Annotated in this window: 31 protein-coding genes; 19 read left to right on the top strand and 12 right to left on the bottom strand. The window is 69.2% G+C overall.

Annotated features, from left to right (window positions below):
- Position 1 precedes the first annotated feature (1 nt).
- From IE307_RS41515 to IE307_RS41490, 6 genes are read right to left on the bottom strand one after another with little or no spacing between them, the layout of a single operon-like run.
- Positions 2-1,051: an ABC transporter substrate-binding protein gene (locus tag IE307_RS41515; protein ID WP_191304978.1), complete on the bottom strand. Its 1,050-nt coding sequence runs from the start codon at positions 1,049-1,051 to the stop codon at positions 2-4.
- A gap of 14 nt (positions 1,052-1,065) precedes the next feature.
- Positions 1,066-2,409, bottom strand: coding sequence for a sulfate adenylyltransferase subunit 1 (locus tag IE307_RS41510; RefSeq protein WP_191304977.1), 1,344 nt, complete (start codon positions 2,407-2,409; stop codon positions 1,066-1,068).
- Positions 2,410-3,309, bottom strand: a complete 900-nt coding sequence (cysD, locus tag IE307_RS41505) for a sulfate adenylyltransferase subunit CysD (protein WP_191304976.1) — start codon at positions 3,307-3,309, stop codon at positions 2,410-2,412.
- Positions 3,306-4,001 carry a phosphoadenylyl-sulfate reductase gene (locus tag IE307_RS41500; protein ID WP_191304975.1) on the bottom strand — a complete coding sequence of 232 codons (696 nt, stop codon included), beginning with the start codon at positions 3,999-4,001 and terminating at the stop codon, positions 3,306-3,308. The genes cysD and IE307_RS41500 overlap by 4 nt, the downstream gene beginning before the upstream one ends.
- The gene (locus IE307_RS41495) at positions 3,998-4,156 is read right to left on the bottom strand and encodes an Insertion element protein (RefSeq protein ID WP_090006108.1); all 159 of its coding nucleotides are present in this window, start codon (positions 4,154-4,156) and stop codon (positions 3,998-4,000) included. Before IE307_RS41495 ends, IE307_RS41500 begins: the two co-directional genes overlap by 4 nt.
- Positions 4,153-5,832 (bottom strand): nitrite/sulfite reductase, encoded by a 1,680-nt coding sequence (locus tag IE307_RS41490; protein WP_229905566.1) that lies wholly within the window; start codon positions 5,830-5,832, stop codon positions 4,153-4,155. The genes IE307_RS41495 and IE307_RS41490 overlap by 4 nt, the downstream gene beginning before the upstream one ends.
- A gap of 369 nt (positions 5,833-6,201) precedes the next feature.
- Here IE307_RS41490 and hemW point away from each other — a divergent pair, with 369 nt between their 5' ends.
- Entirely contained in the window at positions 6,202-7,410 is a 1,209-nt protein-coding gene (hemW, locus tag IE307_RS41485; protein WP_191304973.1) for a radical SAM family heme chaperone HemW, read from the top strand.
- Positions 7,411-7,412: 2 nt separating this feature from the next.
- Here hemW and IE307_RS41480 read toward each other — a convergent pair whose 3' ends face one another.
- A complete protein-coding gene (locus IE307_RS41480; protein WP_191304972.1) occupies positions 7,413-7,628 on the bottom strand; it encodes a hypothetical protein in 216 nt (71 codons plus the stop codon).
- Between the two features lie 85 nt (positions 7,629-7,713).
- Between IE307_RS41480 and IE307_RS41475 the strand changes: the two genes are divergently transcribed.
- The 7 genes from IE307_RS41475 to IE307_RS41445 all read left to right on the top strand — a co-directional run bounded on the left by IE307_RS41475 (position 7,714) and on the right by IE307_RS41445 (position 13,572).
- Positions 7,714-8,469, top strand: coding sequence for a hypothetical protein (locus tag IE307_RS41475; protein ID WP_191304971.1), 756 nt, complete (start codon positions 7,714-7,716; stop codon positions 8,467-8,469).
- Between the two features lie 170 nt (positions 8,470-8,639).
- The gene (gene hrcA / locus IE307_RS41470; protein ID WP_191304970.1) at positions 8,640-9,662 is read left to right on the top strand and encodes a heat-inducible transcriptional repressor HrcA; all 1,023 of its coding nucleotides are present in this window, start codon (positions 8,640-8,642) and stop codon (positions 9,660-9,662) included.
- Between the two features lie 43 nt (positions 9,663-9,705).
- A complete protein-coding gene (dnaJ, locus tag IE307_RS41465; protein WP_191305018.1) occupies positions 9,706-10,854 on the top strand; it encodes a molecular chaperone DnaJ in 1,149 nt (382 codons plus the stop codon).
- Entirely contained in the window at positions 10,851-11,582 is a 732-nt protein-coding gene (locus IE307_RS41460; RefSeq protein WP_191304969.1) for a 16S rRNA (uracil(1498)-N(3))-methyltransferase, read from the top strand. The genes dnaJ and IE307_RS41460 overlap by 4 nt, the downstream gene beginning before the upstream one ends.
- Before the next feature lie 266 nt (positions 11,583-11,848).
- Positions 11,849-12,646, top strand: a complete 798-nt coding sequence (locus IE307_RS47545) for an alpha/beta hydrolase family protein (protein WP_308436440.1) — start codon at positions 11,849-11,851, stop codon at positions 12,644-12,646.
- Positions 12,647-12,655: 9 nt separating this feature from the next.
- A complete protein-coding gene (locus tag IE307_RS41450) occupies positions 12,656-13,246 on the top strand; it encodes a TetR/AcrR family transcriptional regulator (RefSeq protein WP_191304967.1) in 591 nt (196 codons plus the stop codon).
- An 8-nt stretch (positions 13,247-13,254) separates the two neighbouring features.
- Positions 13,255-13,572 carry a histidine triad nucleotide-binding protein gene (locus IE307_RS41445; RefSeq protein WP_191304966.1) on the top strand — a complete coding sequence of 106 codons (318 nt, stop codon included), beginning with the start codon at positions 13,255-13,257 and terminating at the stop codon, positions 13,570-13,572.
- Here IE307_RS41445 and IE307_RS41440 read toward each other — a convergent pair.
- Complete coding sequence (locus IE307_RS41440; RefSeq protein WP_191304965.1) at positions 13,569-14,351, bottom strand: GNAT family N-acetyltransferase; 783 nt, start codon at positions 14,349-14,351, stop codon at positions 13,569-13,571. The two genes, IE307_RS41445 and IE307_RS41440, sit on opposite strands and share 4 nt — an antisense overlap.
- Before the next feature lie 14 nt (positions 14,352-14,365).
- Positions 14,366-15,115 (bottom strand): GNAT family N-acetyltransferase, encoded by a 750-nt coding sequence (locus tag IE307_RS41435; RefSeq protein WP_191304964.1) that lies wholly within the window; start codon positions 15,113-15,115, stop codon positions 14,366-14,368.
- Between the two features lie 144 nt (positions 15,116-15,259).
- Here IE307_RS41435 and IE307_RS41430 point away from each other — a divergent pair, with 144 nt between their 5' ends.
- Genes IE307_RS41430 through IE307_RS41380 form a run of 11 tightly spaced genes read left to right on the top strand, consistent with a single transcriptional unit; the run spans position 15,260 to position 23,609 of the window.
- Positions 15,260-16,309 (top strand): PhoH family protein, encoded by a 1,050-nt coding sequence (locus IE307_RS41430; RefSeq protein WP_229905564.1) that lies wholly within the window; start codon positions 15,260-15,262, stop codon positions 16,307-16,309.
- A gap of 5 nt (positions 16,310-16,314) precedes the next feature.
- Positions 16,315-16,860, top strand: coding sequence for an rRNA maturation RNase YbeY (ybeY, locus tag IE307_RS41425; RefSeq protein WP_191304963.1), 546 nt, complete (start codon positions 16,315-16,317; stop codon positions 16,858-16,860).
- 4 nt (positions 16,861-16,864) lie between these two features.
- Positions 16,865-18,154, top strand: coding sequence for a hemolysin family protein (locus IE307_RS41420; RefSeq protein WP_191304962.1), 1,290 nt, complete (start codon positions 16,865-16,867; stop codon positions 18,152-18,154).
- On the top strand, positions 18,147-18,479 hold the full coding sequence (locus tag IE307_RS41415; protein ID WP_191304961.1) for a cytidine deaminase-like protein: 333 nt from the start codon (positions 18,147-18,149) through the stop codon (positions 18,477-18,479). The genes IE307_RS41420 and IE307_RS41415 overlap by 8 nt, the downstream gene beginning before the upstream one ends.
- A 43-nt stretch (positions 18,480-18,522) precedes the next feature.
- Positions 18,523-19,419, top strand: a complete 897-nt coding sequence (era, locus tag IE307_RS41410; RefSeq protein ID WP_191304960.1) for a GTPase Era — start codon at positions 18,523-18,525, stop codon at positions 19,417-19,419.
- 14 nt (positions 19,420-19,433) lie between these two features.
- Complete coding sequence (recO, locus tag IE307_RS41405) at positions 19,434-20,186, top strand: DNA repair protein RecO (protein ID WP_191304959.1); 753 nt, start codon at positions 19,434-19,436, stop codon at positions 20,184-20,186.
- A gap of 49 nt (positions 20,187-20,235) precedes the next feature.
- Positions 20,236-21,060 carry an isoprenyl transferase gene (locus IE307_RS41400; RefSeq protein WP_191304958.1) on the top strand — a complete coding sequence of 275 codons (825 nt, stop codon included), beginning with the start codon at positions 20,236-20,238 and terminating at the stop codon, positions 21,058-21,060.
- Entirely contained in the window at positions 21,057-21,458 is a 402-nt protein-coding gene (locus IE307_RS41395) for a YbjN domain-containing protein (protein ID WP_191304957.1), read from the top strand. Before IE307_RS41400 ends, IE307_RS41395 begins: the two co-directional genes overlap by 4 nt.
- Before the next feature lie 23 nt (positions 21,459-21,481).
- Entirely contained in the window at positions 21,482-21,904 is a 423-nt protein-coding gene (locus IE307_RS41390; RefSeq protein WP_191304956.1) for a hypothetical protein, read from the top strand.
- Positions 21,901-22,911 (top strand): permease, encoded by a 1,011-nt coding sequence (locus tag IE307_RS41385; RefSeq protein ID WP_191304955.1) that lies wholly within the window; start codon positions 21,901-21,903, stop codon positions 22,909-22,911. The genes IE307_RS41390 and IE307_RS41385 overlap by 4 nt, the downstream gene beginning before the upstream one ends.
- The gene (locus IE307_RS41380; RefSeq protein WP_191304954.1) at positions 22,908-23,609 is read left to right on the top strand and encodes a TIGR03943 family putative permease subunit; all 702 of its coding nucleotides are present in this window, start codon (positions 22,908-22,910) and stop codon (positions 23,607-23,609) included. The genes IE307_RS41385 and IE307_RS41380 overlap by 4 nt, the downstream gene beginning before the upstream one ends.
- Here the strand turns inward: IE307_RS41380 and IE307_RS41375 are convergent, their stop codons facing one another.
- From IE307_RS41375 to IE307_RS41365, 3 genes are read right to left on the bottom strand one after another with little or no spacing between them, the layout of a single operon-like run.
- Complete coding sequence (locus tag IE307_RS41375) at positions 23,610-24,008, bottom strand: Fur family transcriptional regulator (protein ID WP_191304953.1); 399 nt, start codon at positions 24,006-24,008, stop codon at positions 23,610-23,612.
- Positions 24,005-24,355: an ArsR/SmtB family transcription factor gene (locus tag IE307_RS41370; RefSeq protein WP_191304952.1), complete on the bottom strand. Its 351-nt coding sequence runs from the start codon at positions 24,353-24,355 to the stop codon at positions 24,005-24,007. The genes IE307_RS41375 and IE307_RS41370 overlap by 4 nt, the downstream gene beginning before the upstream one ends.
- 11 nt (positions 24,356-24,366) lie before the next feature.
- Positions 24,367-24,645: a hypothetical protein gene (locus IE307_RS41365; protein WP_191304951.1), complete on the bottom strand. Its 279-nt coding sequence runs from the start codon at positions 24,643-24,645 to the stop codon at positions 24,367-24,369.
- Positions 24,646-24,654 lie beyond the last annotated feature (9 nt).

Raw genomic sequence — 24,654 nt, 5'->3', positions numbered from 1 at the left:
GCTACTTCTTGTCCAGGCCCGCGGCTTGGACCTGCGGCTTGCCCTGCGCCTGCAGGACCTTGTTCAGCAACGCGAAGTCGGCGTACCCGGCGACGTCGGCGGCCTCCTTGGCCACACCGGCGGTCACGGCGTCCTTCGCGAGCTGCGGGAAGTGCTTGGCCTGCGCGTCGGTGGTGAGCTCGATGTTGTCCCACGCGGCGTCGAGGATCTTGTCGCCGAGCTTCTTGGAGGTGAGCTTCTCCAGCGCGGCGTTGGCGGCCTGCTTGGCCTCGTCGGAGTTCGCCTTCGCCCAGTCGATCGCGGCGACGTGGCCCTTCAGCACGGCCTCGACCGTCTCCGGGTGCTCCTGCAGGAACTTCGTGCGCACGATGACCACGGTGGTCGGGAACGCCCCGCCCTCCCACAGCGTCTTCTCGTCCAGCAGCACCTTGCCGCCGCCCTCGTTGACGATGCGCGCCGACCACGGCTGCGGCGCCCACGCGGCCTGGATGTCGCCCTTCTTGAACAGGTCGAGCGACGCGGCGTTCTCCACGTTCTGCACGGTGACCTGGCCGGTGAGGTTCTTCTCCGCCAGGTACTTCTTCAGCGACACGTCCTGCGTGTTCGCGAGCTGCGGCGTGGCGACGACCTTGCCCTTGAGGTCCTCGATCGAGTTGATCTCCGGCTTGACGACGAGCTGCGCGCCGCCCGAGGTGGCGCCGGCGATGAGCCTCACGGCCTCGCCCTTGGACTTCGAGTAGGCGTTGATCGCCGGGCCGGAGCCGATGTAGGCGATGTCGAGGGACTCGCCCAGCAGGGCGTTGACCTCGTCGGGGCCCGCGTTGAACGTCTGCGTCGTCAGCTTGGTGTTGCCGAGTTCCTTCGCGTACAGGCCCTTTTCGACGCCGATCAGCGCGGCGGCGTGGGTGATGTTCGGGAAGTACCCGAGGCGGACCTCGGCCGCGGCGCCCTTGGACTCGGCGGCGGGGGTGTCACTCGTTCCGGCGCGACTGCAACCGGAGAGGGCTGTCAGTGCGATGAGGGCGACGGCAAGGGCGGGCTTGAGGTTCACGGAAGTGTGGCCTTTCAGGGACCGGGGGAGACGAGGGCATGGTTGTCAGGGGTAGCCGCGCTACCCCCGGTACAGCTCTCCACGCCGTTCTCGAGCAACGGCAGCGGAGCCCCGACCAGACCGGCGGCGAGAGTGGAACCATCACTCACGTCGATCACCAGGAAGGACCCGGTGCGCCGGCTGAAGCTGTAGTCGTCCAGCGGTACGGGCTCTGCGAGACGCAGAGCCACTCGGCCGATCTCGTTCAGCTCCAACGAGGCAGGGCTGTCCACACTGGACAGGTTCTGCTCGTCGAAGCGGTCGCGCAGCTCGGTGACCATCGCCTGCACGGTGCGCGTGCCGTGCTTGACGAGGACTCGGGCGCCGGCGCGCAGAGGCTTCTCCGCGAGCCAGCAGAGGGTGGCGTCCAGCTCGTCGGTGACGGTGGGTTCGTTGCCCGTCACCGAGATCAGGTCGCCCCGGGAGATGTCGATGTCGTCGGCCAGCAGCAGCGTGACGGACTGGCCGGCCGCCGCTTCGGCCAGTTCGCCATCTGCTGTGTCGATCTTGGTGACCGTCGAGCGACGTCCCGACGGCAGCACGACGACCTCGTCGCCCGGCTTGACCGTGCCGGCCGCGACCAGACCGGCGTAACCCCGGTAGTCGAGGTGCTCGGCCGTGCGCGGGCGGATCACGTACTGCACGGGGAAGCGGAACGGGGCGTCGTGTGGGTCGGGCTCGACCGGCACGTTCTCGAGGTGCTCCAGCAGGGTCGGGCCGGAGTACCAGGGCGTGTTCGCGGACTTCTCCACGACGTTGTCCCCGGCCAGCGCAGACACCGGGATCTCGACGACCGAGTCCTCGGTGTAGCCCAGGGCCGTGGCGTGCGCCGTGAACTCCTTGGCGATGCGGGAGAACGTCACCTCGTCGTAGTCCACGAGGTCGATCTTGTTGACCGCCAGCACGAGCCGCGGCACACCGAGCAGCGCGAGAACCGCCGCGTGGCGCCGGGTCTGCTCGATGACGCCTTTGCGCGCGTCGACCAGCAGGACCGCGAGCTGCGCGGTGGAGGCTCCCGTGACGGTGTTGCGGGTGTACTGCACGTGCCCTGGGGTGTCCGCGAGGACGAAGCTTCGCTTGGGTGTCGCGAAGTACCGGTACGCGACGTCGATCGTGATGCCCTGCTCGCGTTCCGAACGCAGGCCGTCGACCAGCAACGACAGGTCCGGGGTCGCGAGACCGCGGTCGGCGCTCGCGCGGTGCACGGCGTCGAGCGTGTCCGCGAGCACGGACTTGGTGTCGTAGAGCAACCTGCCGACGAGCGTGGACTTGCCGTCGTCCACGCTGCCTGCGGTGGCCAGCCTCAAAAGGTCGCTCATTTAGAAGTAGCCCTCCCGCTTGCGGTCTTCCATGGCGGCCTCGGACAACCGGTCGTCGGCCCGCGTGGCGCCGCGCTCGGTCAGTCGTGACGCGGAGACCTCGGCGATCACCGCGTGGATGTCGGACGCGTCGGACTCGACGGCGCCCGTGCAGGAGCCGTCGCCGACCGTGCGGTAGCGAACCGTCTTGCGCAGCAACGTTTCGCCGTCGCGCGCCGTGCCCCAGGGGCCTTCGGCGAGCCACATGCCGTCGCGCAGGAACACGTCGCGCTGGTGCGAGTAGTAGATGTCCGGGAGCTCGATGCCCTCGCGTTCGATGTAGTTCCAGACGTCGAGCTCGGTCCAGTTCGACAGCGGGAACACGCGGACGTGCTCACCGGCGCGGTGCCGGCCGTTGTAGAGGTTCCACAGCTCCGGGCGCTGGCGCTTCGGGTCCCACTGGCCGAAGGCCGTGCGCAGGCTGAAGATCCGCTCCTTGGCGCGGGCGCGTTCCTCGTCCCGGCGTCCGCCGCCGAACACCGCGTCGTACTTGTGCTCGTTGATCGAGTCGAGCAGCGGCACCGTCTGCAACGGGTTGCGCGTGCCGTCCGGACGTTCTTCGAGGCGGCCGTCGTCGATCCAGTCCTGGACCTTCGCGACCTCCAGGCGCAGACCGTGCTGCGCGACGACGCGGTCGCGGAACTCGATGACCTCGTCGAAGTTGTGCCCGGTGTCGACGTGCAGCAGCGGGAACGGCACCGGCGCCGGGTAGAACGCCTTGATCGCGAGGTGCAGCAGCAGCGTCGAGTCCTTGCCGCCGGAGAAGAGGATCACCGGCCGGTCGAACTCGCCCGCGACCTCGCGGAAGATGTGGATCGCCTCCGATTCGAGGCGGCCGAGGGTGTCGAGCGCGAGTGTCATCCGTGCAACCCACATTCCGTCTTGGACTGACCGGCCCACCGGCCGCTGCGGGCGTCCTGCCCCGGCAACGGCTTCGCGGTGCACGGCAGGCAGCCGATGGAGGGATATCCCTCCTGCACCAACAGGTTCTCGAGGATGCCCTTCTCGCTGATGTAGGCGTTGAACTCGTCATCGCTCCACGGAGCGATCGGGTTGATCTTCACCAGGCCGTTGCGGTCGTCCCACTGCACGATCGGCGTGTTCGCCCTGGTCGGGGCGTCCACGCGGCGCACACCGGTGACCCACGCGTCGTACTTCGCGAGCTCACGGCGCAGCGGGATCACCTTCCGCAGGTTGCAGCAGGTGGCCGGATCCGACTGGTACAGCAGGCCGAACTCGCGTTCCTGGTCCTCGACCGACTGCTCGGCGGCCGCGTTGACGATGCGCACCTCCGGGTAGACGACAGCGACGGCGTCGCGCACGCCGATGGTCTCCGGGAAGTGGTAGCCCGTCTCCAGGAACAGCACGTCGAAGTTCGGCTTCACCTTGGCGGCGAGGTCGATCAGCACGGCGTCCTGCATGTTGGAGGCGACGATGTAGCTGTCGCCGAACGTCCGCGCGACCCACTCCAGCGCCTCTTCGGGGCCCGCGTCCTTCAGCTCCAGCTCAGCGGCTTCGGCGACGATCTTGAGGTCCTCCTTGAGATCGCTCACTTCTTCACCTCCTGCGGCAGGTTGAGCCCGACGAACGAGACCTTGAAGACGCGGCGGCACCCGGTGCACAGCCACGCGTAGCTGGGTTCCTCCTGCGGCCGGAGGTCCTCGTCGCCGCAGTAGGGGCAGTAGAACGGCGTCGCGCGCTCGGTCATCGCAGCGACCCCTCTTCCGCGCGGGCGACCCACTGGGCGAACCGCTCGTCGGTTTCCCGCTGTGCGACGAAGTTCCGCACGACCCGTTCGACGTACGCGGACAGCTCCTTCGCGGTCACCTTGTGGCCGCGCAGCTTCCTGCCGAACCCGGCGTCGAGGCCGAGGCCACCGCCGAGGTGGACCTGGAAGCCCTCGACCTGGTTGCCCTGCTCGTCCGTGACGATCTGGCCCTTGAGCCCGATGTCCGCGGTCTGGATGCGGGCGCAGGAGTTGGGGCAGCCGTTGATGTGCACGGTGATCGGCGCCGTGACGCCGTCGACGACGTCCTTCAGGTTCGCTTCGAGCTGCGTGACGAGGTCGAGCGCGCGGGCCTTGGTCTCGACGATCGCGAGCTTGCAGAACTCGATGCCGGTGCAGGCCATGATTCCCCGCCGCCACGGCGACGGGTCGACCTGCAGGCCGAGCTTCGCGAGATCGCTCTTGAGCTGGGGGATCTCGGCCTCGGGCACGTCCAGCACGATGATCTTCTGCTGCGGCGTGAAGCGGACGCGGCCGGAGCCCGCCCGTTCGGCGTACTTCGCGACCTCGACGAGGATCGAGCCCGACACGCGTCCCGCGACGGGCGCGGCGCCGACGTAGAACAGGCCGTCCTTCTGCTTGTGCACGCCGATGTGGTCGAGCTGCTGGTCCAGGGTCTCCGGCGCGGGACCGTCGATCATCTTGCGCTTGAGGTACTCGTCCTCGACGACCTGGCGGAACTTCTCCGGGCCCCAGTCGGCGACGAGGAACTTGATGCGCGCGCGGTGGCGCAGGCGGCGGTAGCCGTAGTCGCGGAAGACGGAGATGACCGCCTCCCACACGTCCGGCACCTCGTCGAGCGGCACCCACGCGCCCAAGCGCTTGCCCAGCATGGGGTTCGTGGACAGACCGCCGCCGACCCAGAGGTCGAAGCCGGGCCCGTGCTCGGGGTGGTTCACGCCGACGAACGCGATGTCGTGGATCTCGTGCGCGACGTCCTGCAGGCCGGAGATGGCGGTCTTGAACTTGCGCGGCAGGTTGGAGAAGCGCGGGTCGCCGATGTAGCGCTCGAGGATCGTGTCGATCGCCGGCTGCCCGTTGATCACCTCGTCCACCGAGATGCCCGCGACCGGCGACCCGAGGATGACGCGCGGGCTGTCGCCACACGCCTCCATCGTCGTCAGGTCCACGGCTTCGAGCTTCTGCCAGATCGTGGGAACGTCCTCGACCCGGATCCAGTGGTACTGGATGTTCTGGCGGTCGGTGATGTCCGCCGTGTCCCGCGCGTAGGTCTGCGAGATCTCGCCGAGGACCCTCAACTGCTGCGTGGTGAGCGCACCGCCGTCACTGCGGACGCGCATCATGAAGAACTCGTCGTCCAGCTCCTCCGGCTCCAGCGTGGCCGTGCGGCCGCCGTCGATGCCGGGCTTGCGCTGGGTGTAGAGGCCGTACCAGCGGAACCGTCCGCGAAGATCGGCCGGGTCGATCGAGTCGAAACCGCCGTGGGCGTAGATGTTCTCGATGCGGGCGCGGACGTTGAGCGGGTTGTCGTCCTTCTTGCTCCGCTCGTTGGGGTTCAGCGGCTCTCGGTATCCGAGTGCCCACTGACCCTCGCCGCGACGCTGCTTGGCACGCGGTGACGTCTGCGGCGTGGCCATCGCCATCCTCCGGGGTTTCGAGGCGCTCGGTGCGCGTGAAGAAGCCCGGAGGTGCTCGTGGTGGGGGCGTCGTCAGCGCGCCGGGCGCTGACGGGAACAAATCAGCGCGCGGTCATGCCGAACGACGGCACATCGCGCTGGAGACACGACGGAAGTCGACGTGGCGGCGGGCCACGAGGCGGACTCCAGTCGAATGCATGACCTCAGTGTGCATGCCGTCCAGTGCGTGGTCCACCGCCAACCGAATGCTGGGATTGACGAGGCCGAGTTGACATCCTAGGCTGGTTTCACTCCGTGATATCTCTGTCACCGACAGATACATCCGCTGGCTGTGCACCACCATTCGGGCCGTAGGGGACACTTGTCGGCATGCCCTCCGCTCTGCCCGAAGGCGAGCCCGCGCCCGCCGACGGTTCGCTTCCCCCTTCCGCCCTCGCCGGCGTCGGTTCGCGCCCCTTCGGCATCTACGTGCACGTGCCGTTCTGCGCGACCCGCTGCGGCTACTGCGACTTCAACACCTACACCCCCGGCGAGCTGGGGACCTCCGCGTCACCCGAGTCGTGGCTCGAGGGCCTGCGCCGCGAACTGGACCTCGCCGCCTCCGTCCTCGGCACCGCACCTGCGGCCGAAACCGTGTTCGTCGGCGGCGGAACGCCCTCCTTGCTCGGCGCCTCCGGTCTTTCGGACGTGCTGGACGCCGTGCGCCAGTCGTTCGGCCTCGCTCCCGGCGCCGAGGTGACGACGGAGTCGAACCCCGAGTCGACCTCTGTTTCCTTCTTCGAGGGCATCCGTGCGTCCGGCTACACGCGCGTGTCGTTGGGCATGCAGTCGGCCGCACGCCACGTTCTGGCCGTGCTGGACCGCAAACACACGCCCGGCCGTCCGGGCGAAGCCGCTTTGGAGGCCCGTGCGGCCGGATTCGAGCACGTGAACCTCGACCTGATCTATGGCACGCCGGGCGAGCGGCCCTCGGACCTGGCCGCGTCGCTCGACGCCGTGCTGGCCGCGGGCGTCGACCACGTGTCCGCCTACGCGTTGATCGTGGAGGACGGCACCGGCCTGGCCCGCCGCATCCGCCGCGGCGACCTGCCGATGCCCGACGACGACGTGCTGGCCTCGTCGTACGAGATGGTCGACTCGGTTCTGTCCGGCGCCGGTTTCTCCTGGTACGAGGTGTCGAACTGGGCCACGTCCGAGGCTGCCCAGTGCCGGCACAACGTCCTGTACTGGAAGGGCGCGGACTGGTGGGGCTTCGGCCCCGGTGCGCACAGCCACGTCGGCGGCGTGCGCTTCTGGAACGTGAAGCACCCGGCCCGCTACTCGTCCCTGCTGGCCTCCGGTGCGTCGCCCGCCGCCGGCCGTGAGGTGCTGTCGGCTGAAGACCAGCGCGTCGAGCGCGTGCTGCTGGAACTGCGCCTGTCCGAGGGCCTGCCCGTGGACGTGCTGGACCCCGACGGTCGTGAAGCGGCCAAGCAGGCGATCGCCGACGGGCTGCTGGAGCCGTACGACGACCGCTGCGTGCTGACCGACCGAGGCCGCCTGCTGGCCGACGCCGTCGTCCGGCGGCTGCTGCCCTGACTTCAGCGGGCGCGCAGGTCGTGCTGGCTGTGCACCTCGGTGACGGTCTCGCCGTTCTTGCGGTAGGTCGCCGTGCCCCACCACAACCCGTCCTCGCGACGAGCTCCTTCCCAGACGACGGTGCCTTCCCACCACTCGTCGTCGCTGTGGACCAGGCACGCTCTCCCCGGTTCGGGACCTTCCTCCTCCGGTGGCCGCAGCCACACCACGTTGCCCACGTTTGGACCCTAGCGAGCACCACCGACAAAAACGGAGCCCTGGTGGATCCGGTTGTGACCGGACCAGACGCCGGATCATGACCTCATGAACGAGGACAGTTCGAAGGCTGGAGGGCACGGCGCGCCGTTGCGCGCATCCGGTGGCGTCGTGGGCGCCGGAGCCGGGCTCATCGCTGCAGCAGTGTTGAAAAATCCCGAACTGGCGGCTGTTCTCGCCGCAGCGACGCCGGCAGCTACGGAAGAAGGGCTGGCTCGTCTGCGTCTCATCTCGCAGCGCTGGCTCGACCGCGTCGAGCGGGCGAATGGGTTCGTTGTCGAGCAGACCGGTTGGAGTGAGTCCCGGCTGACCGAGGCCTACCTGTCCGACGAGGAGTCGCTCAACATGACGGCGGACTTCTTGCGCGCTGCAGCTGCCAGCCCGGACGAAGAGTGGATCCGGTCGCTGTCGCACGCCTTCGTTCGAGGACTTCTTGCGACCGACATGGAGAAGAAGGCGATCTTCAGTCGTGTGGTGTCGACACTGGCGGACTTGGATCCGATCGACGCCAGGGTTCTCGGGACGATGCAAAACGGACCGCAAAGCACATGGGGGTGGCATAAGCGGCGTGTGGATGACAAGCCGCTCAGAAATGTGCTGATCGAAGCTGTCCCTGGCAGCGAAGAGGTCATCGACGCGATCGTCGCCCGCCTGTCGACCACTGGACTCATCACCACCGGGGACGGCGACAGTTCTGGCATGGCGTTCGGGTCGGCGTGGACGGTCACCTCGTACGGTCGCCTGTGCGTCGAGGCGATGACGGCGATCGGCGAAGCGCCGGACACCAGGCAACCTTCCACCTAGTCCGGCAGACGGAGGTGCGCCTTCCTCCCGAATGCGGATCGAGCAGCGCGCCGCTAGGACTCTGGCCCGTGGGGGAACTGAGCCCCGATGGAGCACGACTCCAGAGCGGGCACCGGGCGCCAAATCGGCTGGGTAAACTCGGGAGCAGCGGACACGGAGGTGAGACAGCGGTGAACGCCGATGAGCGTCGGTTCGAGGTGCTGCGCGCCATCGTCGCCGACTACGTGTCCAACCAGGAGCCCGTCGGGTCCAAAGCCCTGGTCGAGCGGCACAACCTGGGCGTCTCGAGCGCGACCGTGCGCAACGACATGGCCGCGCTGGAGGACGACGGGTACATCGCCCAGCCGCACACCAGTGCCGGGCGCGTGCCCACGGACAAGGGCTACCGGCTCTTCGTGGACAAGCTGAGCGAGATCAAGCCGCTGTCGCAGGCCGAGAAGCGGGCGATCCGCAGCTTCCTCGACGGGGCGCTCGACCTCGACGACGTGATGCGCCGCAGTGTCCGGTTGCTCGCGCAGCTCACGCGGCAGGTGGCGGTGATCCAGGTGCCGACGTTGTCGCGCGCGGCCGTGCGTCACCTGGAGGTGCTGCCGATCACGCCGTCGCGGCTGATGCTGGTGCTGATCACGGACACGGGCCGGGTGGACCAGCGGATCGTGGAGCTCGGGGACGTCATCAGCGAGGAGCACACGGCCCAGTTGCGCGGTGTGCTGAACCAGGCGATGGCGGGGCAGCGGCTGGCCGAGGCGTCGGCCAAGGTCGCCGAACTGCCCGACGAGGTTCCGTCGAACCTGCGCGACCCGATGCTGCGAGTCGCTACTGTGCTCATCGAGACGCTGGTGGAGCACCCCGAGGAACGGCTGGTGCTCGGCGGTACCGCGAACCTCACGCGCAACATCACCGACTTCCCCGGCTCGCTGCGACAGGTGCTGGAGGCGTTGGAGGAACAGGTCGTCGTGCTCAAGCTGCTCGCCGCCTCGCGCGACCCCGGTCGTGTGCTGGTGCGCATCGGCGAGGAGAACGAGGCCGCCGAGATGCGCAGCACCTCCGTGGTGTCCATCGGCTACGGCAGCCGTGACAACCCGCTCGGGGGTCTGGGCGTCGTCGGACCGACGCGCATGGACTACCCCGGGACTATGGCGGCCGTGCGCGCGGTTGCCAACTACGTCGGTGAGATCCTGACCGGTCGTTGATCAGAAACTTCTTGCACTTGAGATGAACATGAAAGCGAACAAGGTGGCCAGGGATTACTACGGCATCCTCGGTGTCTCGCAGGACGCGACACAGGATGAGATCAAGCGCGCCTACCGCAAGCTCGCCAGGCAGCTGCACCCGGACGTCAATCCCAACGAGGAGGCCCGCTTCAAGGAGGTGACGGCCGCCTACGAGGTGTTGTCGAACCCCGAGAAGCGCCGCGTCGTCGACCTGGGTGGCGACCCGCTCGACTCGGGCGGCGGTGGCCGCGCCGGTGGTGACCCGTTCCAGGGCTTCGGCCTCGGCGACATCATGGACGCCTTCTTCGGCGCCTCGACTGGTGGCGGCCGTGGTCCGCGCAGTCGCGTGCAGCCGGGTTCCGACGCGCTGATCCGGCTCGACATGACGCTGGAGGAGTGCGCTGCGGGCGCCACTCGCGAGCTGACCGTCGACACGGCGATCCTGTGCGACCGCTGCCACGGCGCGGGCACCCAGAACAACTCCAAGCCGGTCCAGTGCGACACCTGCCACGGCCGCGGCGAGGTCCAGTCGGTGCAGCGCTCGTTCCTCGGCCAGGTCGTGACGTCCCGTCCGTGCCCGGTGTGCCGCGGTTACGGCGAGGTCATCCCCGACCCGTGCCAGCAGTGCGCCGGTGACGGCCGCACGCGGTCGCGCCGCACGATCTCCGTGAACATCCCCGCCGGTGTCGCCGAGGGCATGCGCGTGCGCCTCGCGGGCCAGGGCGAGGTCGGCCCCGGCGGCGGCCCGGCCGGCGACCTCTACGTCGAGGTCGAGGAGCACCCGCACGAGATCTTCGAACGCGACGGCGCCGACCTGCACTGCATCGTCCAAATCCCGATGACGACGGCCGCCCTGGGCGCCACGTTGCCGTTGAAGACCCTGGACGGCGAGGAGGAGCTGCAGATCGACCCCGGCACGCAGCCCGGCACGCAGCTGGTCATGACCGGCCGCGGCATGCCGAAGCTGCGGTCCACCGGCCGCGTCGACGGCCGTGGCGACCTGCACGTGCACCTCGAGGTCGTCGTGCCGACCAAGCTCGACGCCGCCCAGTCGGCGTTGCTGCGCGACCTGGCCGAGATGCGCGGCGAGAACGAGCCGTCCCTGTCCCACAACGGCAAGGGCGGCGGCGGGCTGTTCTCCCGCCTGCGCGCCTCGCGCGGCAACCGGTGACCCTGCCCGTCTTCCTCGTCGAGGCGCTGCCCTCCGGCGAGGAGTTCGTGCTGGACGGGCCGGAAGGCCGCCACGCCGCCACCGTGAAGCGGTTGCGCGTGGGCGAGGAACTCGTGCTGTCCGACGGTTCCGGTGCCCAGGTGCGCTGCTCCGTGGTGGCGGTGGAGCGCGACGCCCTGTCGTTGCGCGTGGTCGAGCGCTGGGTCGAGCCCGAACCGGCGCCACGAGTTGTGCTCGCCCAGGCGTTGGTGAAGGGCGACCGGGGCGAGCTCGCGGTCGAACTCGCCACCGAGGCCGGTGTGGACGGTGTGGTGCCGTGGCGCGCCGCCCGGTGCATCACCAAGTGGGAGGACGGGCCGCGCGGCGCGAAAGCGTTGGGGCGCTGGCGTTCCACGGTGCGCGAGGCCGCGAAGCAGGCGCGCCGTTCGCGGGTGCCGGTGGTCGACGAACCCGTGAGCACGGCTCAGCTCTCTCATCGCGTGTCGTCGTCGGCGCTCACCCTCGTGTTGCACGAGAGCGCTGTCGAACGGCTGGCCGACGTCGCATTGCCCGCTGATGGAGATGTGCTGCTCGTGGTGGGTCCGGAGGGCGGGATCACGCCCGAGGAGCTCGACGCGTTGCGATCTTCGGGTGCGCGGATCGTCCGATTGGGCCCAACTGTTCTTCGTGCATCTACAGCCGCGGCCGTTGCTCTTGGTGCGCTCGGGGTGCTCACTGCTCGGTGGTGACCCCGATCACTGCGAAGATGAACATCGGATGGATTGGCTTGACGGAAGTTGTAGCGAATCGCAGGCCGATGGGGTTACCCTGGTTTGCAGAGGGGCTGATTGGTCTATCCGGAAACGGAGTAGACGATTCGTCCTTCTGACCAAAGGACTCGCCGGACACCTCCCCCCTCGGTCCGGCGTCGGCGCCTCGCGGCGAAGCGACCCCCAGGCTTCGGACCGCGAGGCGCCCCTTTTGGTTTTGGGGGCTCTTCCTCGTTGTTTTCGGCGTGTTGCGCGGTGTTTCGCGCGGTCAGGCGCCTGCAGGGCACGCTCGCGCAGGGGTACCCCCTGGCTGGGAACCCCTGCGTTTCAACGTACTCACAGGGTCTGACAAGTTCGTTCGGCTTGTTTTCACGTACTTTCTGCGTGTGCAGCGAATTGCTTACGGTGACCATCCCAGTCAGTTCGGCGAGCTTTACCTTCCCGAGGGTGTTGCTCAGGGTGGTGTTGTCGTCATTCACGGTGGTTTTTGGCACCAGCGGTACGGCTTGGAACTCGGAAGGCCGCTTGCCGACGTGCTCGTCGCCGAAGGATTCGCCGTGTGGAACATCGAGTACCGGCGGGTGAGCGGCGGCGGTGGCTGGCCGCAGACCGGTGAGGACGTGCTCGCCGCGATCGACGCCGTCGACATCGGGCCCGTCGTGACGCTCGGGCACAGCGCCGGCGGCCATCTCGCCGTGTGGGCGGCCAAGCACAGCGCGCGAGTCACGGGCGCGGTGGCCCAGGCGGCCGTGCTGGACTTCACGCGGCACATCACGCCTCGGGCGTTGGAGCTGTGCACCGAGGAGCAGTTCTCGGAGGCCTCGCCGACCGCGCTGATCCCCATCGGCAAGCCGGTGATCTGCGTGCACGGCGACCGGGACGAGGACGTTCCGGTCGAGCAGTCGATCGAGTTCTGCGCGGCCGAGCCGCAGGCGGAGCTGGTGGTCGTGGAAGGCGCCGGGCACATGGACGTGATCACGCCGGGCACCGAGGCCTGGGAGCGGTGCCAGACGGCTGTCCGCACGCTTGCGCGCGGCTGCTAGAAAGGGCCGGTGCCGAAGGTTGTCGACCACGAGGAACGCCGCCGCGAACTGGCCGAGGCGGTGTGGCGCATCGTGCAGCGGGACGGGATCGACCACGCGTCCGTCCGTGCCGTCGCCGCCGAGTCCGGGTGGTCGAGCGGGTCGCTGCGCCACTACTTCCCGACGCAGGACGCCCTGCTGGGGTTCGCCATGGAACTCGCGTACCGGCGGTTCATCGCGCGGCTCGAGAAGATCGACACCTCGGCCGGCAACCGGGAGGTGCTGCGGGCCTTCGCGCACGAGATGCTGGCGGTGGACGACGACCGGCGGGTCGAGGCCGCGGTGCTGCTGGCGTTCTTGCCGCGGGCCATGGTCGAGCCGTCGCTGCTCGAGCTGGAACGCCTCGGCACCCGCGAGTTGTACGCCGAGCTGGCACGCGTTCTCGTTGCGGCGCAAGGAGCCGGCGAACTGCGGGACGGGGTCGTGCCGATGAAGGCCGCACGGCGGTTCATCGCGCTGATCGACGGGCTCAACATCCACCACGGCCTCGGGCCCGACGAGTTCACCGCCGCCGACATGGTCGAGGCCGTCGATCAGCAGCTGGACGCGCTCTTCGCTTAACTGGACGCATGTCCTGCCTGTTCTGCCGGATCGTCGCCGGTGAGGTTCCCGCGACGGTCGTGCACGAGACCGAGACGACGCTCGCGTTCCGCGACATCCAGCCCAAGGCGCCCGTGCACGTGCTGCTCATCCCGCGCGAGCACGTGCCGAACGCCGTCGACCTGAACGGCGACCAGCTCGGCGATCTCTTCGCCGCCGCCAAGGAGGTCGCCGACGCCGAGGGCGTGGCCGAGTCGGGTTACCGCCTGCTGTTCAACACCGGGCCGGACAGCGGGCAGGAGGTCTTCCACGCCCACCTGCACCTGCTCGGCGGCCAGCGCCTCTAACCCAGCGCCTGCAACAGCGGAGCGCGGTAGCGGGCGCGGTCACCAGGAAGCTTCTCCGCGCCTCGGACCATCCAGGTGGGCGCGCCCCACGACTCCATGCCGTTCTCGCGGACGAACGCGACCACCTCCGGGTCGTGCACGTCGACGCGCACGCTGTCGACCCCGGCCGCGCAGTCGGCGATGAGCGCGCACGTGTCGGCGGGCGTGTCCGCGATGATCGGCCCGATCAGCATCCGCTGGTCGCGGACCTGCCAGGTGCCCGCGACGCCGTGCTCGGAGATCCGGATGGTGCCCGCGGAGAGCAGGAACTCCCACAGGTACGGCCGGGTGATGCCGGTGACCTTGGTGTCGAGCGCGACGACGTCGTCGAGGTCGGCGGCCGTCGCCAGGTGCGACACACCTGCCGCCGGTCCGGTGAACGTTCCCGCGTGGATGTCGGTGAACCCGACGGCGTGGAAACCGAGCTGCTCGTACAGCGGGCGGCCCATGTCCGTCGCGAACAACGTCGAGACGCCCGAATCCAGCACGTGCGACACCAGCCGGCGGGCGTGGCCCCGGCGCGCGGCGCGGTCGGCGACCAGCACCATGCTGACCGACGCCAGCTCCGGGTAGCGCGTCACGATCGTCGTGCCGACGAGCCCCTGCTCGTCGAACAGCCCCCAGCCCTCGCCGTGCGTGAGCAGGAACTCCCACTTCTTCTCCTCCCGCGGCCACGACCGGCTCTCGGCCAGGTCGGAGCACGCGGGGATGTCGTCCAGTTCGAGTCGTCGCAGTTCCAACGGAGGACCCCCAGCTATCCGAGTGCGTGCGAGGCAGGGGCGAAGTAGCGCGACCGGTCACCCGGCACGTCCGCCGATCCCCGCACCATCAACGTGCAACCACCGCCGCGCTTCTCAAAACCCCGCTCCAGCAGGAAAGCGGCCACGTCGGCGTCGTGCGTGTCCACGCGGACCCTCCCGGCGCCGGCCGCCACGTCCGTGATCATCTCGCACGCGGCGGAGGCGGAGGGTGCGATCAGCGGACCGATCGTCACCCCGTCCGGGTTCGGGCGGGTCGCGATCACACCGCCGTCCGACACCAGTACGGCGTAGGGCGACGCCGGGTCGAGCAACCGCTCCCAGAGCACCGGCCGGGTGTACCCGCTGACCTCGCGGTCGAGCTCCGCGAGCGCCGCGGCGTCCGACGGGGTGCCCGCCCGCGACACGCCGGCGGGCTCACCGCCGAACACGCCGTGGAAGTCGGCCGTCTCCCCGACCGGGTGAAAGCCGAGCCTCGCGTAGAGCGGCTCACCCATCGCCGTCGCGTACAGGACCGACGGATCGATCTCCAGCACCTCCGACATCAGCCGTGTGCCGATGCCCCTGCGTCCCGCCCAGGACGCGACCAGAACGCCGCTGATCGCCTGCATCTCGGGATACGGCGTCGTCAGCGCCGTGCCGAGCAGTCCGGACGAGTCGAACGCCCCGTAACCCGGACCGAGGGCGAGCATCATCTCCCACTGCGCGGGCGTCCACGCCCAACCCCGGTCCGTGATGAGCTTCATGCACTCGGGGACGTCCTCAACACCAAGCCTGCGGATCTCCACGTTTCCGAGCACACACGGTGAGCAATCCGGTAGCCACCCATTTTCGGCCGGACTAGCATCGACGGCACCAGATCCGAGCGACAGGAAGCAGGCCGGGGCCACGTGGCCGACGAAACACAGCAGAGCAACAAGGAAGGTCAGTCCCGGTTCGCCGTGCCGGAAGGTGCGGTGCTCACGCTGCTCGGGTCGCGTGACGAGAACCTCCGGCTCGCGGAGGAGCTCCTCGACGCCGACGTGCACGTGCGCGGGAACGAGATCACCTTGTCCGGCGACCCCGCCGACGTGGCCTTCGCCGAACGCGTCTTCTCCGAGCTCATCACCCTCGCCGGCCGCGGCCAGGCCATCGACCAGAACAGCGTCCGCCGCATCATCGCGATGCTCAGCGCGAACGACGTCGAGTCGCCGGCCGAGGTGCTGAGCCTCGACATCGTCAGCCGCCGCGGGCGCACGATCAGGCCGAAGACGCTGAACCAGAAGCACTACGTCGACGCGATCGACAAGAACACCATCGTGTTCGGCATCGGTCCCGCCGGCACCGGCAAGACCTACCTCGCCATGGCCAAGGCCGTGCAGGCGCTGCAGAACAAGCAGGTCAACCGCATCATCCTCACCCGCCCGGCTGTCGAGGCGGGCGAGCGCCTGGGGTACCTGCCCGGCACGCTGTACGAGAAGATCGACCCGTACCTGCGCCCGCTCTACGACGCGCTGCACGACATGATGGACCCGGAGGCGATCCCGCGGCTGACGCAGGCGGGGACGATCGAGGTCGCGCCGCTGGCTTACATGCGCGGCCGAACTTTGAACGACGCGTTCATCATCCTCGACGAGGCGCAGAACACGACGCCCGAGCAGATGAAGATGTTCCTCACCCGCCTCGGCTTCGGCTCGAAGGTCGTGGTGACGGGTGACATCACCCAGGTCGACCTCCCTGGCGGCCAGCGCAGCGGCCTGCGGGTCGTGCGGGACATCCTCGAAGGCGTCGACGACGTGCACTTCTCGGTGCTGACCAGCCAGGACGTGGTGCGCCACAGCCTGGTCGGCGACATCGTCGACGCGTACGACAAGTGGCAGGTCCAGCAGGACGCGATCGACCAGAACGGGCAGCACCACGGACCCGGTGCGCGCAGGGGTAACCAGCGGCGGGGACGATAGGCGCCGTGAGCATCGAGATCGCCAACGAGTCGGGTGTCGGAGTCGACGAGGGTTCCATCGTCTCCGCCGCCCGCTTCGCGCTGGACCGCATGGGCGTGAGCCCGCTGGCCGAGCTGTCCGTCCTGCTCGTGGAGCTGGACGTGATGGCGGACCTGCACGAGCGCTGGATGGACCTGCCGGGTCCGACGGACGTCATGGCCTTCCCCATGGACGAGCTGGACTCCGCGCGCCGTCCCGACGCGGCGGGCCTCGGTCCGGCGCTGCTCGGGGACATCGTGCTGTGTCCCGCGTTCGCCAAGGACCAGGCCAAGAAGGCGGGTCACGGCCTGCTGGACGAGCTGCACCTGCTGACCGTGCACGGCGTGCTGCACCTGCTGGGCTACGACCACGCCGAGCCCGCCGAGGAACGTGAGATGTTCACGTTGCAGAACCGCATCCTCGGCGACTTCCGCTCCGCGCGCGACGAGGCCGAGCGGGCCGCGTTGCAGCGCAGCACCGACGACAAGGTGCTCGGAGCGGTCGGCCTCGACGAGAAGAACGAAGAAGCCTGACGCGATGAGCTCCAACCCTGCCGGTGTGATCGTGCTGGCCGTTCTGCTCGTGCTCGCCGCCGGCTTGTTCGCGTGTGTGGATGCCGCTCTCGGCACCGTGTCACGCGCACGGGTGGAGTCCCTGCAACGGCAGGGACGCTGGGGCACCGGGCAGCTGCTGCAGGTCCTCAACGACCGGCCACGGCACGTCAACCTGTTGCTGCTGCTGCGCCTCGCGTGCGAGATGTCGGCGGCGGTGCTGGTCACGACGGTGTTCCTCGACTACGTGGAACAGGACTGGGTCGCCGTCCTGTACTCGTGCCTGAGCATGCTGATCGTGTCGTACGTCCTCGTGGGTGTCGGGCCGCGCACGCTCGGCCGTCAGCACCCGTACGCCGTGAGCCTGCTCGCCGCGGGCACGGTGCGGCAGCTCGGCCGGGTCCTGGGCCCGTTGTCGAAGCTGCTGATCCTCGTCGGCAACGCGATCACGCCAGGCAAGGGCTTTCGCGAGGGCCCGTTCAGCTCCGAGGTCGAGCTGCGCGAGCTCGTCGACATGGCGCAGGAACGCGGCGTCGTGGACGAGGGCGAGCGCGAGATGATCCACTCGGTGTTCGAGCTGGGCGACACGATCACGCGCGAGGTCATGGTGCCGCGCACCGAGATCGTGTGGATCGAGCAGTCGAAGTCGCTGCGGCAGGCGCTCGCGCTGTCGTTGCGCACCGGCTACACGCGCGTCCCGGTGATCGGTGAGAGCGTCGACGACGTGCTCGGCGTGGTGAACCTCAAGGACATGATGCGGGCCACGCTCGCCGAGGGCGAGGACCCGAAGAGCGTCTCCGAGCTGATGCGCCCGATGAGCTTCATCCCGGACTCGAAGCCCATCGCGGACCTGCTGCGCGAGATGCAGGTGTCGCGCCGGCACATGGCGATCGTCGTGGACGAGTACGGCGGCACCGCGGGCCTGCTGACCATCGAGGACATCCTCGAGGAGATCGTCGGCGAGATCACCGACGAGTCCGACACCGACGACCGCCCGCCGGTCGAGCACCTGGAGGACGGCGCGGTGCGGGTCAGCGCGCGCCTGCCGGTGGACGACCTCGACGCGTTGTTCGGCACCGAGCTCGACGACCACGAGGTGGAGACCGTCGGCGGCCTGCTCGCGCAACGGCTCGGGCGCGTGCCCCTGCCCGGCACCGAGGCCGAGATCGCGGGCCTGCGCATGCGGGCGGAGGGCGGCAAGGACGAACGCGGCCGCATTCGCGTCACGACGGTGCTCGTGCGTCCCGTGCAGAAGGAGAGCGAAGAAGATGACTGACGTCGATCCGGAGAACGCCAAGCTCGTGACGCTCGCACGGTCCGTGCGAGCGCGTAACGGTGCTGCGGAGGGTGCGGCCGTGCGCGACCTCGACGGCCGCACGTACAACGCGTCCACCGTCGACCTGCCGTCGCTGAAGCTGACCGCGCTGCAGGCGGCCGTCGCGGCCGCCGTGTCGAGCGGCGCCGAGGGCCTGGAGGCGGCGGCGGTCGTCACCGAGGCGAACAGGGTGGACGGGGAGTCGCTGGCGGCCGTGCGGGACCTGACGCCGTCCGGGCCGGTGCTCCTGGCGAACCCCGCCGGTGAGGTTCGCAAGCAGCTCTGAGGGCCCCCGAACGGCCAGGACCGGCTAGAGGGACAATGGACGGATGGATGGTTACCGCTCCGGGTTCGCGTGCTTCGTCGGCCGCCCGAACGCAGGGAAGTCGACGCTGACGAACGCTCTGGTGGGCACGAAGGTCGCCATCACGTCCAGCAAGCCGCAGACCACCCGTCACACGATCCGCGGCATCGTGCACCGCGAGGACGGCCAGCTCGTGCTGGTCGACACGCCCGGCCTGCACCGGCCGCGCACGCTGCTCGGCCAGAGGCTGAACGACCTGGTGCGCGAGACGTGGTCGGAGGTCGACGTCGTCGGCTTCTGCGTGCCCGCGGACCAGAAGGTCGGCCCCGGTGACAAGTTCATCGCCGCCGAGCTCGAGAAGGTCGCCAAGCGCACGCCGGTGCTCGGCATCGTCACCAAGACGGACCTGGTGTCGCAGCAGCAGGTGATGGAGCAGCTGCTCGCGCTGCAGAAGGTCATGGAGTTCGCCGAGATCATCCCGGTGTCCGCGGTCGACGGGTTCCAGGTCGACAAGCTGAGCGACCTGCTGCTGCAGAAGCTGCCCGAGGGCCCGCAGCTGTTCCCGGACGGCGACCTGACCGACGAGCCCGAGCAGACGCTGGTCGCCGAGCTCATCCGCGAGGCCGCGCTCGAGGGCGTGCGCGACGAGCTGCCGCACTCCATCGCCGTGGTGGTCGAGGAGATGCAGGCCCGCGAGGGCCGTGACGACCTGATCGACATCCACGCGTTCGTGTTCGTGGAGCGGCCGTCGCAGAAGGCGATCATCCTGGGGCACCGGGGTGAGCGGCTCAAGCAGGTCGGCATGGAGGCGCGCAAGCAGATCGAGCGGTTGCTGGGCAGCCGGGTGTACCTGGACCTGCACATCAAGATCGCCAAGGACTGGCAGCGCGACCCGAAGCAGCTGCGCCGCCTGGGGTTCTAGATGGCGGGACTCTGATGGCGAACCTGTACCGCGACACCGGGGTCGTGCTCCGCGTGCAGAAGCTCGGTGAAGCGGACCGGATCATCACCTTCCTGACGCAACGGCACGGCAAGCTCCGCGCCGTGGCCAAGGGCGTGCGCAAGACGACGTCGAAGTTCGGCGCCCGGCTCGAGCCGTTCTGCCACGTCGACGTGCAGTTCTACCCGGGCCGGACGCTCGACATCATCACGCAGGTGCAGACGCTGGACGCGTTCGGCGTGGGCATCGTGAAGGACTACCAGCGCTACACGGCGGCGTGTGCGATCGCCGAGACCGCGGACCGCCTCACGGCCGAAGAGGGCGAACCGGTGTTGCGGCTCTACATGCTCGTGGCCGGGGCGTTGAAGGCGTTGTCCAGCGGCGAACGCGACCCGTCGCTGCTGCTGGACGCGTTCCTCATGCGGGCGATGGCCATCGCCGGGTGGGCGCCCGCGGTGAACGAGTGCGCGAAGTGCGGCGATCCCGGTCCGCACCGCGCGTTCAGCGTTCAGGCGGGTGGCTCGTGCTGCCCGAACTGCCGCCCGGCGGGTTCCTCGTCGCCGTCCAACGACACGCTGACGTTGCTGTCGGCGTTGCTGCACGGGCAGTGGACCGTGGTCGACGAGATCCCGCACATCGCCCGCCGCGACGCGAGTGGCCTGGTCGCGGCACATCTGCAGTGGCACCTCGAACGGCAGCTCCGCTCGTTGCCGTTGGTCGAGCGAAAGGCGCAGCCGGCAGACGGCTAATGTGGCGTCTACCCGACAACGGTTTTCGCTCGAAAGGATGCTCAGCCTCATGCTGCGTCGCCGCCGCTCCGAGCGTGAGAAGCGCGTCCCGCGCCCGCCGGAGCCGCACGAGTCCGGTGCGACGCCCCCGGACATCCCGCTCGACCTGGTGCCGAAGCACATCGCGATCGTGATGGACGGCAACGGCCGTTGGGCGAACCAGCGCGGGCTGTCGCGGGTGGAGGGCCACAAGCGCGGTGAGCAGGTCGTGCTCGACGTCGCCAGGGGCTCCATCGAGCTGGGCGTGAAGTGGCTCTCGCTCTACGCCTTCTCCACGGAGAACTGGAAGCGCAGCCCCGACGAGGTCCGCTTCCTGATGAACTTCAACCGCGACGTGATCGCCCGCCGCACCGACGAGCTCGACGAGATGGGTGTCCGCATCCACTGGGCCGGCCGCTCGCCGAAGCTGTGGGGCAGCGTCATCAAGCAGCTGCAGGAGGCCGAGGTCCGCACGGCCGAGAACGACGTGCTGAACCTCGTGATGTGCGTGAACTACGGCGGTCGCGCGGAGATCGGCGACGCCGCCCGCGAGGTCGCGCGCCTGGTCGCCGCCGGGAAGATCAACCCGGACAAGGTCGACGAGCGCACGCTGGCGAAGTACCTGTACAAGCCGGAGATGCCCGACGTCGACCTGTTCATCAGGCCGTCCGGTGAGCAGCGGATCTCGAACTTCCTGCTGTGGCAGTCCGCGTACGCGGAGATGGTCTACCAGGACATCCTGTGGCCCGACTTCGACCGCCGCGACCTGTGGCGCGCCTGCGAGAAGTTCGCGGGCCGCGACCGCCGGTTCGGTGGCGCCGTCGACAAGCCCGGTGAGGAGGCGGTGTCGTCGTGAACGCGAGTGGTGAGGCCCTGGAGGCCGCCCGCAAGGCGTTGGAGCTGTTCCACGACGTGTCCGTGGACGACGACGGCGCGCTGAGCTTCCGCCACGGCGACGTGCCGTGCGCCGTGCAGGGCATGGAGCTGGCCGAAGGGCTGACCGTGCTCTCGCTGACCGTCGTGGTCGCGTGGGACCTGCCCGGCGACGTGGCCGTCTGGGTCGCCGAACGCGCTGGTCAGGGCCTGTTCGGCACGCTCGGTGTCATCCAGTCCGAACGCGGTGGCACGGACGTGATGCTGCGCTACGCGTTCCCTGCCGACGGCCTCAAGCCGGAACCCCTGAGCACGCTGCTCATGCTGGTCGTGTCGACCGCGTCGCAGGTGCGCGGCGACCTCCTCTCCCGCTTTTCTTGAGAAAGGACCCTTCGATGGGTGGCGTGATCATTTACGAGCCGGAAGAGGACTCGGACGTCAACGAGTTCCCCTGGACCGTCACGTTCGAGCCGTCCGGCGGCGACGACTGGGACTCGTTCATCTGCGGCCCGTACGAGCGCGACCACGCCGTCGCGCTGGCCGAGGCCGTGGCGCTCGACGACGCCGAGGGCGGGGTGCTGGCCATCGTGAAGCCGATGCTGCCCGCGCTGTCGGCCGAGGACGTCTCCGCGACGATCGACGAGCTCCGCGAGGCCGCCCTCGAAGAGGAGGCCGACGCGGAGGAGACCGTCAACGGCACTCCCGTCGACTTCGACGAGGACCTCGAGGAGGAAGAGGCCGAGTTCGACGAGCCGCCGTCGCCGGAGGAGATCCGCGAGGGCATGGCGCGCACGTACCGCCGGCTCCTGGACCTGGACTCGGAGTGACGATCACCGGCGAGATCCGCTCGTCGAAGCGGCGCTCCGGCCCGCCTCGGCTGAAGATCACGTCGTTGGAGGTGCTGTGCGGGATCCTCGTTCTCGCACTGCTCTTCCAATCCCGGCTCGTCGACCTGCTCGACGTGCCGAAGCTGCGCACGGCGTCGACCGTGTTCGTGGCGATCTGCGTGCAGGCCATGCCGTTCCTCGTGCTGGGCGTGCTGATCTCGGGCGCCATCGCGGCGTTCGTGCCGGCCTCGGCCCTGCGCAGGCTGCTGCCGTCGAAGACGGCTCTGGCCGTGCCCGTGGCCGGTGTCGCGGGCATCGCCCTGCCGGGCTGTGAGTGCGCCTCGGTGCCGGTAGCGCGGCGGCTGATGCAGCAGGGCGTCGCACCGGCGGTGGCTCTGACGTTCCTGCTCGCCGCACCCGCCGTGAACCCGATCGTGCTGGTGTCGACCGCGGTGGCGTTCAACGACGCCCCGATGATGGTCGTCGCGCGGTTCGTCGGCTCGCTGCTGACCGCGATGGTCATGGGCTGGCTGTGGGTGCGCTTCGGCAAGATGGAGTGGATCGCCGAACGGGCCCTGGCCCGCATGGCCGACCACACCGGCCGGTCGAAGTGGGCCGTGTTCGCCGAGAGCTCGCGGCACGACCTCGTCGACGCCGGTGGGTTCCTGGTGCTGGGCGGGCTGTTCGCGGCGGTGTTCAAGACGTTCGTGCCGACCGCGTGGATGCAGACGCTGGGCGGTCAGATCGTGCTCGGCGTGATCGTGATGGCCTTCCTGGCCGTCATCCTGGCGCTGTGCTCGGAGGCCGACGCGTTCGTGGCGGTGGCGTTCTCCGCGCTGCCCCTGCTGCCGCGCCTGGTGTTCCTCGTCGTCGGCCCGGCCGTCGACGTGAAGCTGATCGCGCTGCAGGCCGGTGCGTTCGGCAAGTCCTTCGCCTTCCGCTTCGCACCCGCCACCTTCGTGGTGGCGATCCTGTGCGCCGTCGTGTCGGGAGTGGTGCTGCTGTGAGGCGCGAGACCCAGAACATCCTGCTCGTCCTGCTCGGCGGCGCGCTGCTGAAGATCAGCTTCTCCGGGCTGTACCTCCGGTACGTCCAGAAGTCGCTGCTGCCGTTGCTGATCGCGGCCGGGGTGATCATGATCGGCCTGGCGCTGTTCGCGATCATCGGGGACATCCGCCGCGGCAAGGCCGCCGAGGACGGTCACGAGCACTCGCACTCGTCGCGCTCGACGTGGCTGATGCTGCTGCCGGTGCTGGCGGTGTTCCTGATCTCCCCGCCCGCGCTGGGGGGCGACGTCGTGAACTCGGCCGCCGACACGAACCAGACGCAGCGCTCCCGCAACCTGCTCGGCGAACTGCCGTCCGGCGACGTGATCCCGTTGTCGATGACGGAGTTCGTCACGCGCACGGCGTGGGACGAGTCGGGAACGCTGGACGGCCGGCGCGTGAAGCTCACCGGGTTCCTGCTGCGCGCCGACGGCGAGACCTACGTCGCGCGGCTCGCGATCTCCTGCTGCGCCGCCGACGCCCGGCCGTTGAAGGTCAAGGTCATCGGGGACGTGCCCGCGCTGCCCGACGAGCAGTGGGTCGAGGTGACCGGTCAGGTCGTGCCGAAGTCGGCGAACGAGAAGAACTCGTGGGTGCCGAGCTTCACCGTGGAGTCGTTCACGCCCGTGGCCGAGCCGGTCGAGCCCTACGAGAGCTGATTACTTCAAACCCTTGGCCGTGCACTCCGCGCACGTCCCGAAGATCTCGACGGTGTGGCTCACCTGCGAGAAGCCGTTCTCGGCCGCCACCCGGTCCGCCCACTTCTCGACGGCGGGACCCTCCACCTCGACCGTGCGGCCGCAGTGGCGGCACACGAGGTGATGGTGGTGGTGCGCCGAGCACCGGCGGTAGATGGCCTCGCCCGAGTCGGTGCGCAGGACGTCGACCTGGCCGGCGTCCGCGAGGGACTGCAGGGTGCGGTAGACCGTGGTCAGGCCGATGCCCTCGCCGCGGCGGCGCAGTTCCTCGTGCAGTTCCTGGGCGCTGCGGAAGTCGTCGAGCTGGTCGAGCAGGTTCGACACCGCGGTGCGCTGCTTGGTGGACCTCAGTCCGGTCACAACTTCTCCTCGACGTGCGTCACAGCGTCCACCACGATGTGCGCCAGATGTTCGTCCACCAGCCGGTACACGACCTCGCGGCCGTGCCTCTCGCCGTGCACCACACCAGCCCCCTTCAGCACGCGCAGGTGCTGGCTGATCAGCGGCTGGGCGACGCCCAGCGCCTCGACCAGTTCGTGCACGCAGCGGTCGTGCTCGCGCAGTTGCAGCACGATGGCGATGCGGACGGGGGCGGCCAGCGCGCGCAGCAGGTCGCCGGCCTCGGCGAGGGTGTGCGCGGAGCGGGGTGGCGCGGGCGCGGGGGCCTCGCGTTCGGGGGAGTGCTCGCCGTGCAGCTGGACGGTCATGGCGGCACACCTCACCTGGTAGGGATTTTCAGAACCAATTCTACGGTGATGATGAGCAGTACCAGCAGGACCACCACGCGCAATGTGCGTTGAGCTGGGGAAAGAACCTTCCAGGTGGCGGCCAGGAGCACTCCGGCGGCCAGGATCAGCACGCCCAGCAGCACCGCGCCGAGGGTGCCGCCCACGAGCACGCCGGTGATGAACAGACCGAGCACGAGCACGAACGCCACGACGGGGCGCACGCGCGCGAGCGGGCCGTCGCCGGGCAGGAGAGGGCGCTTGGAGGTCACCGTGCCATC

The sequence above is a fragment of the Lentzea cavernae genome, assembly GCF_014653695.1.
Classification (GTDB): Bacteria; Actinomycetota; Actinomycetes; order Mycobacteriales; family Pseudonocardiaceae; genus Lentzea; species Lentzea cavernae.
This window is presented reverse-complemented; position numbering and strand designations above follow the sequence as displayed.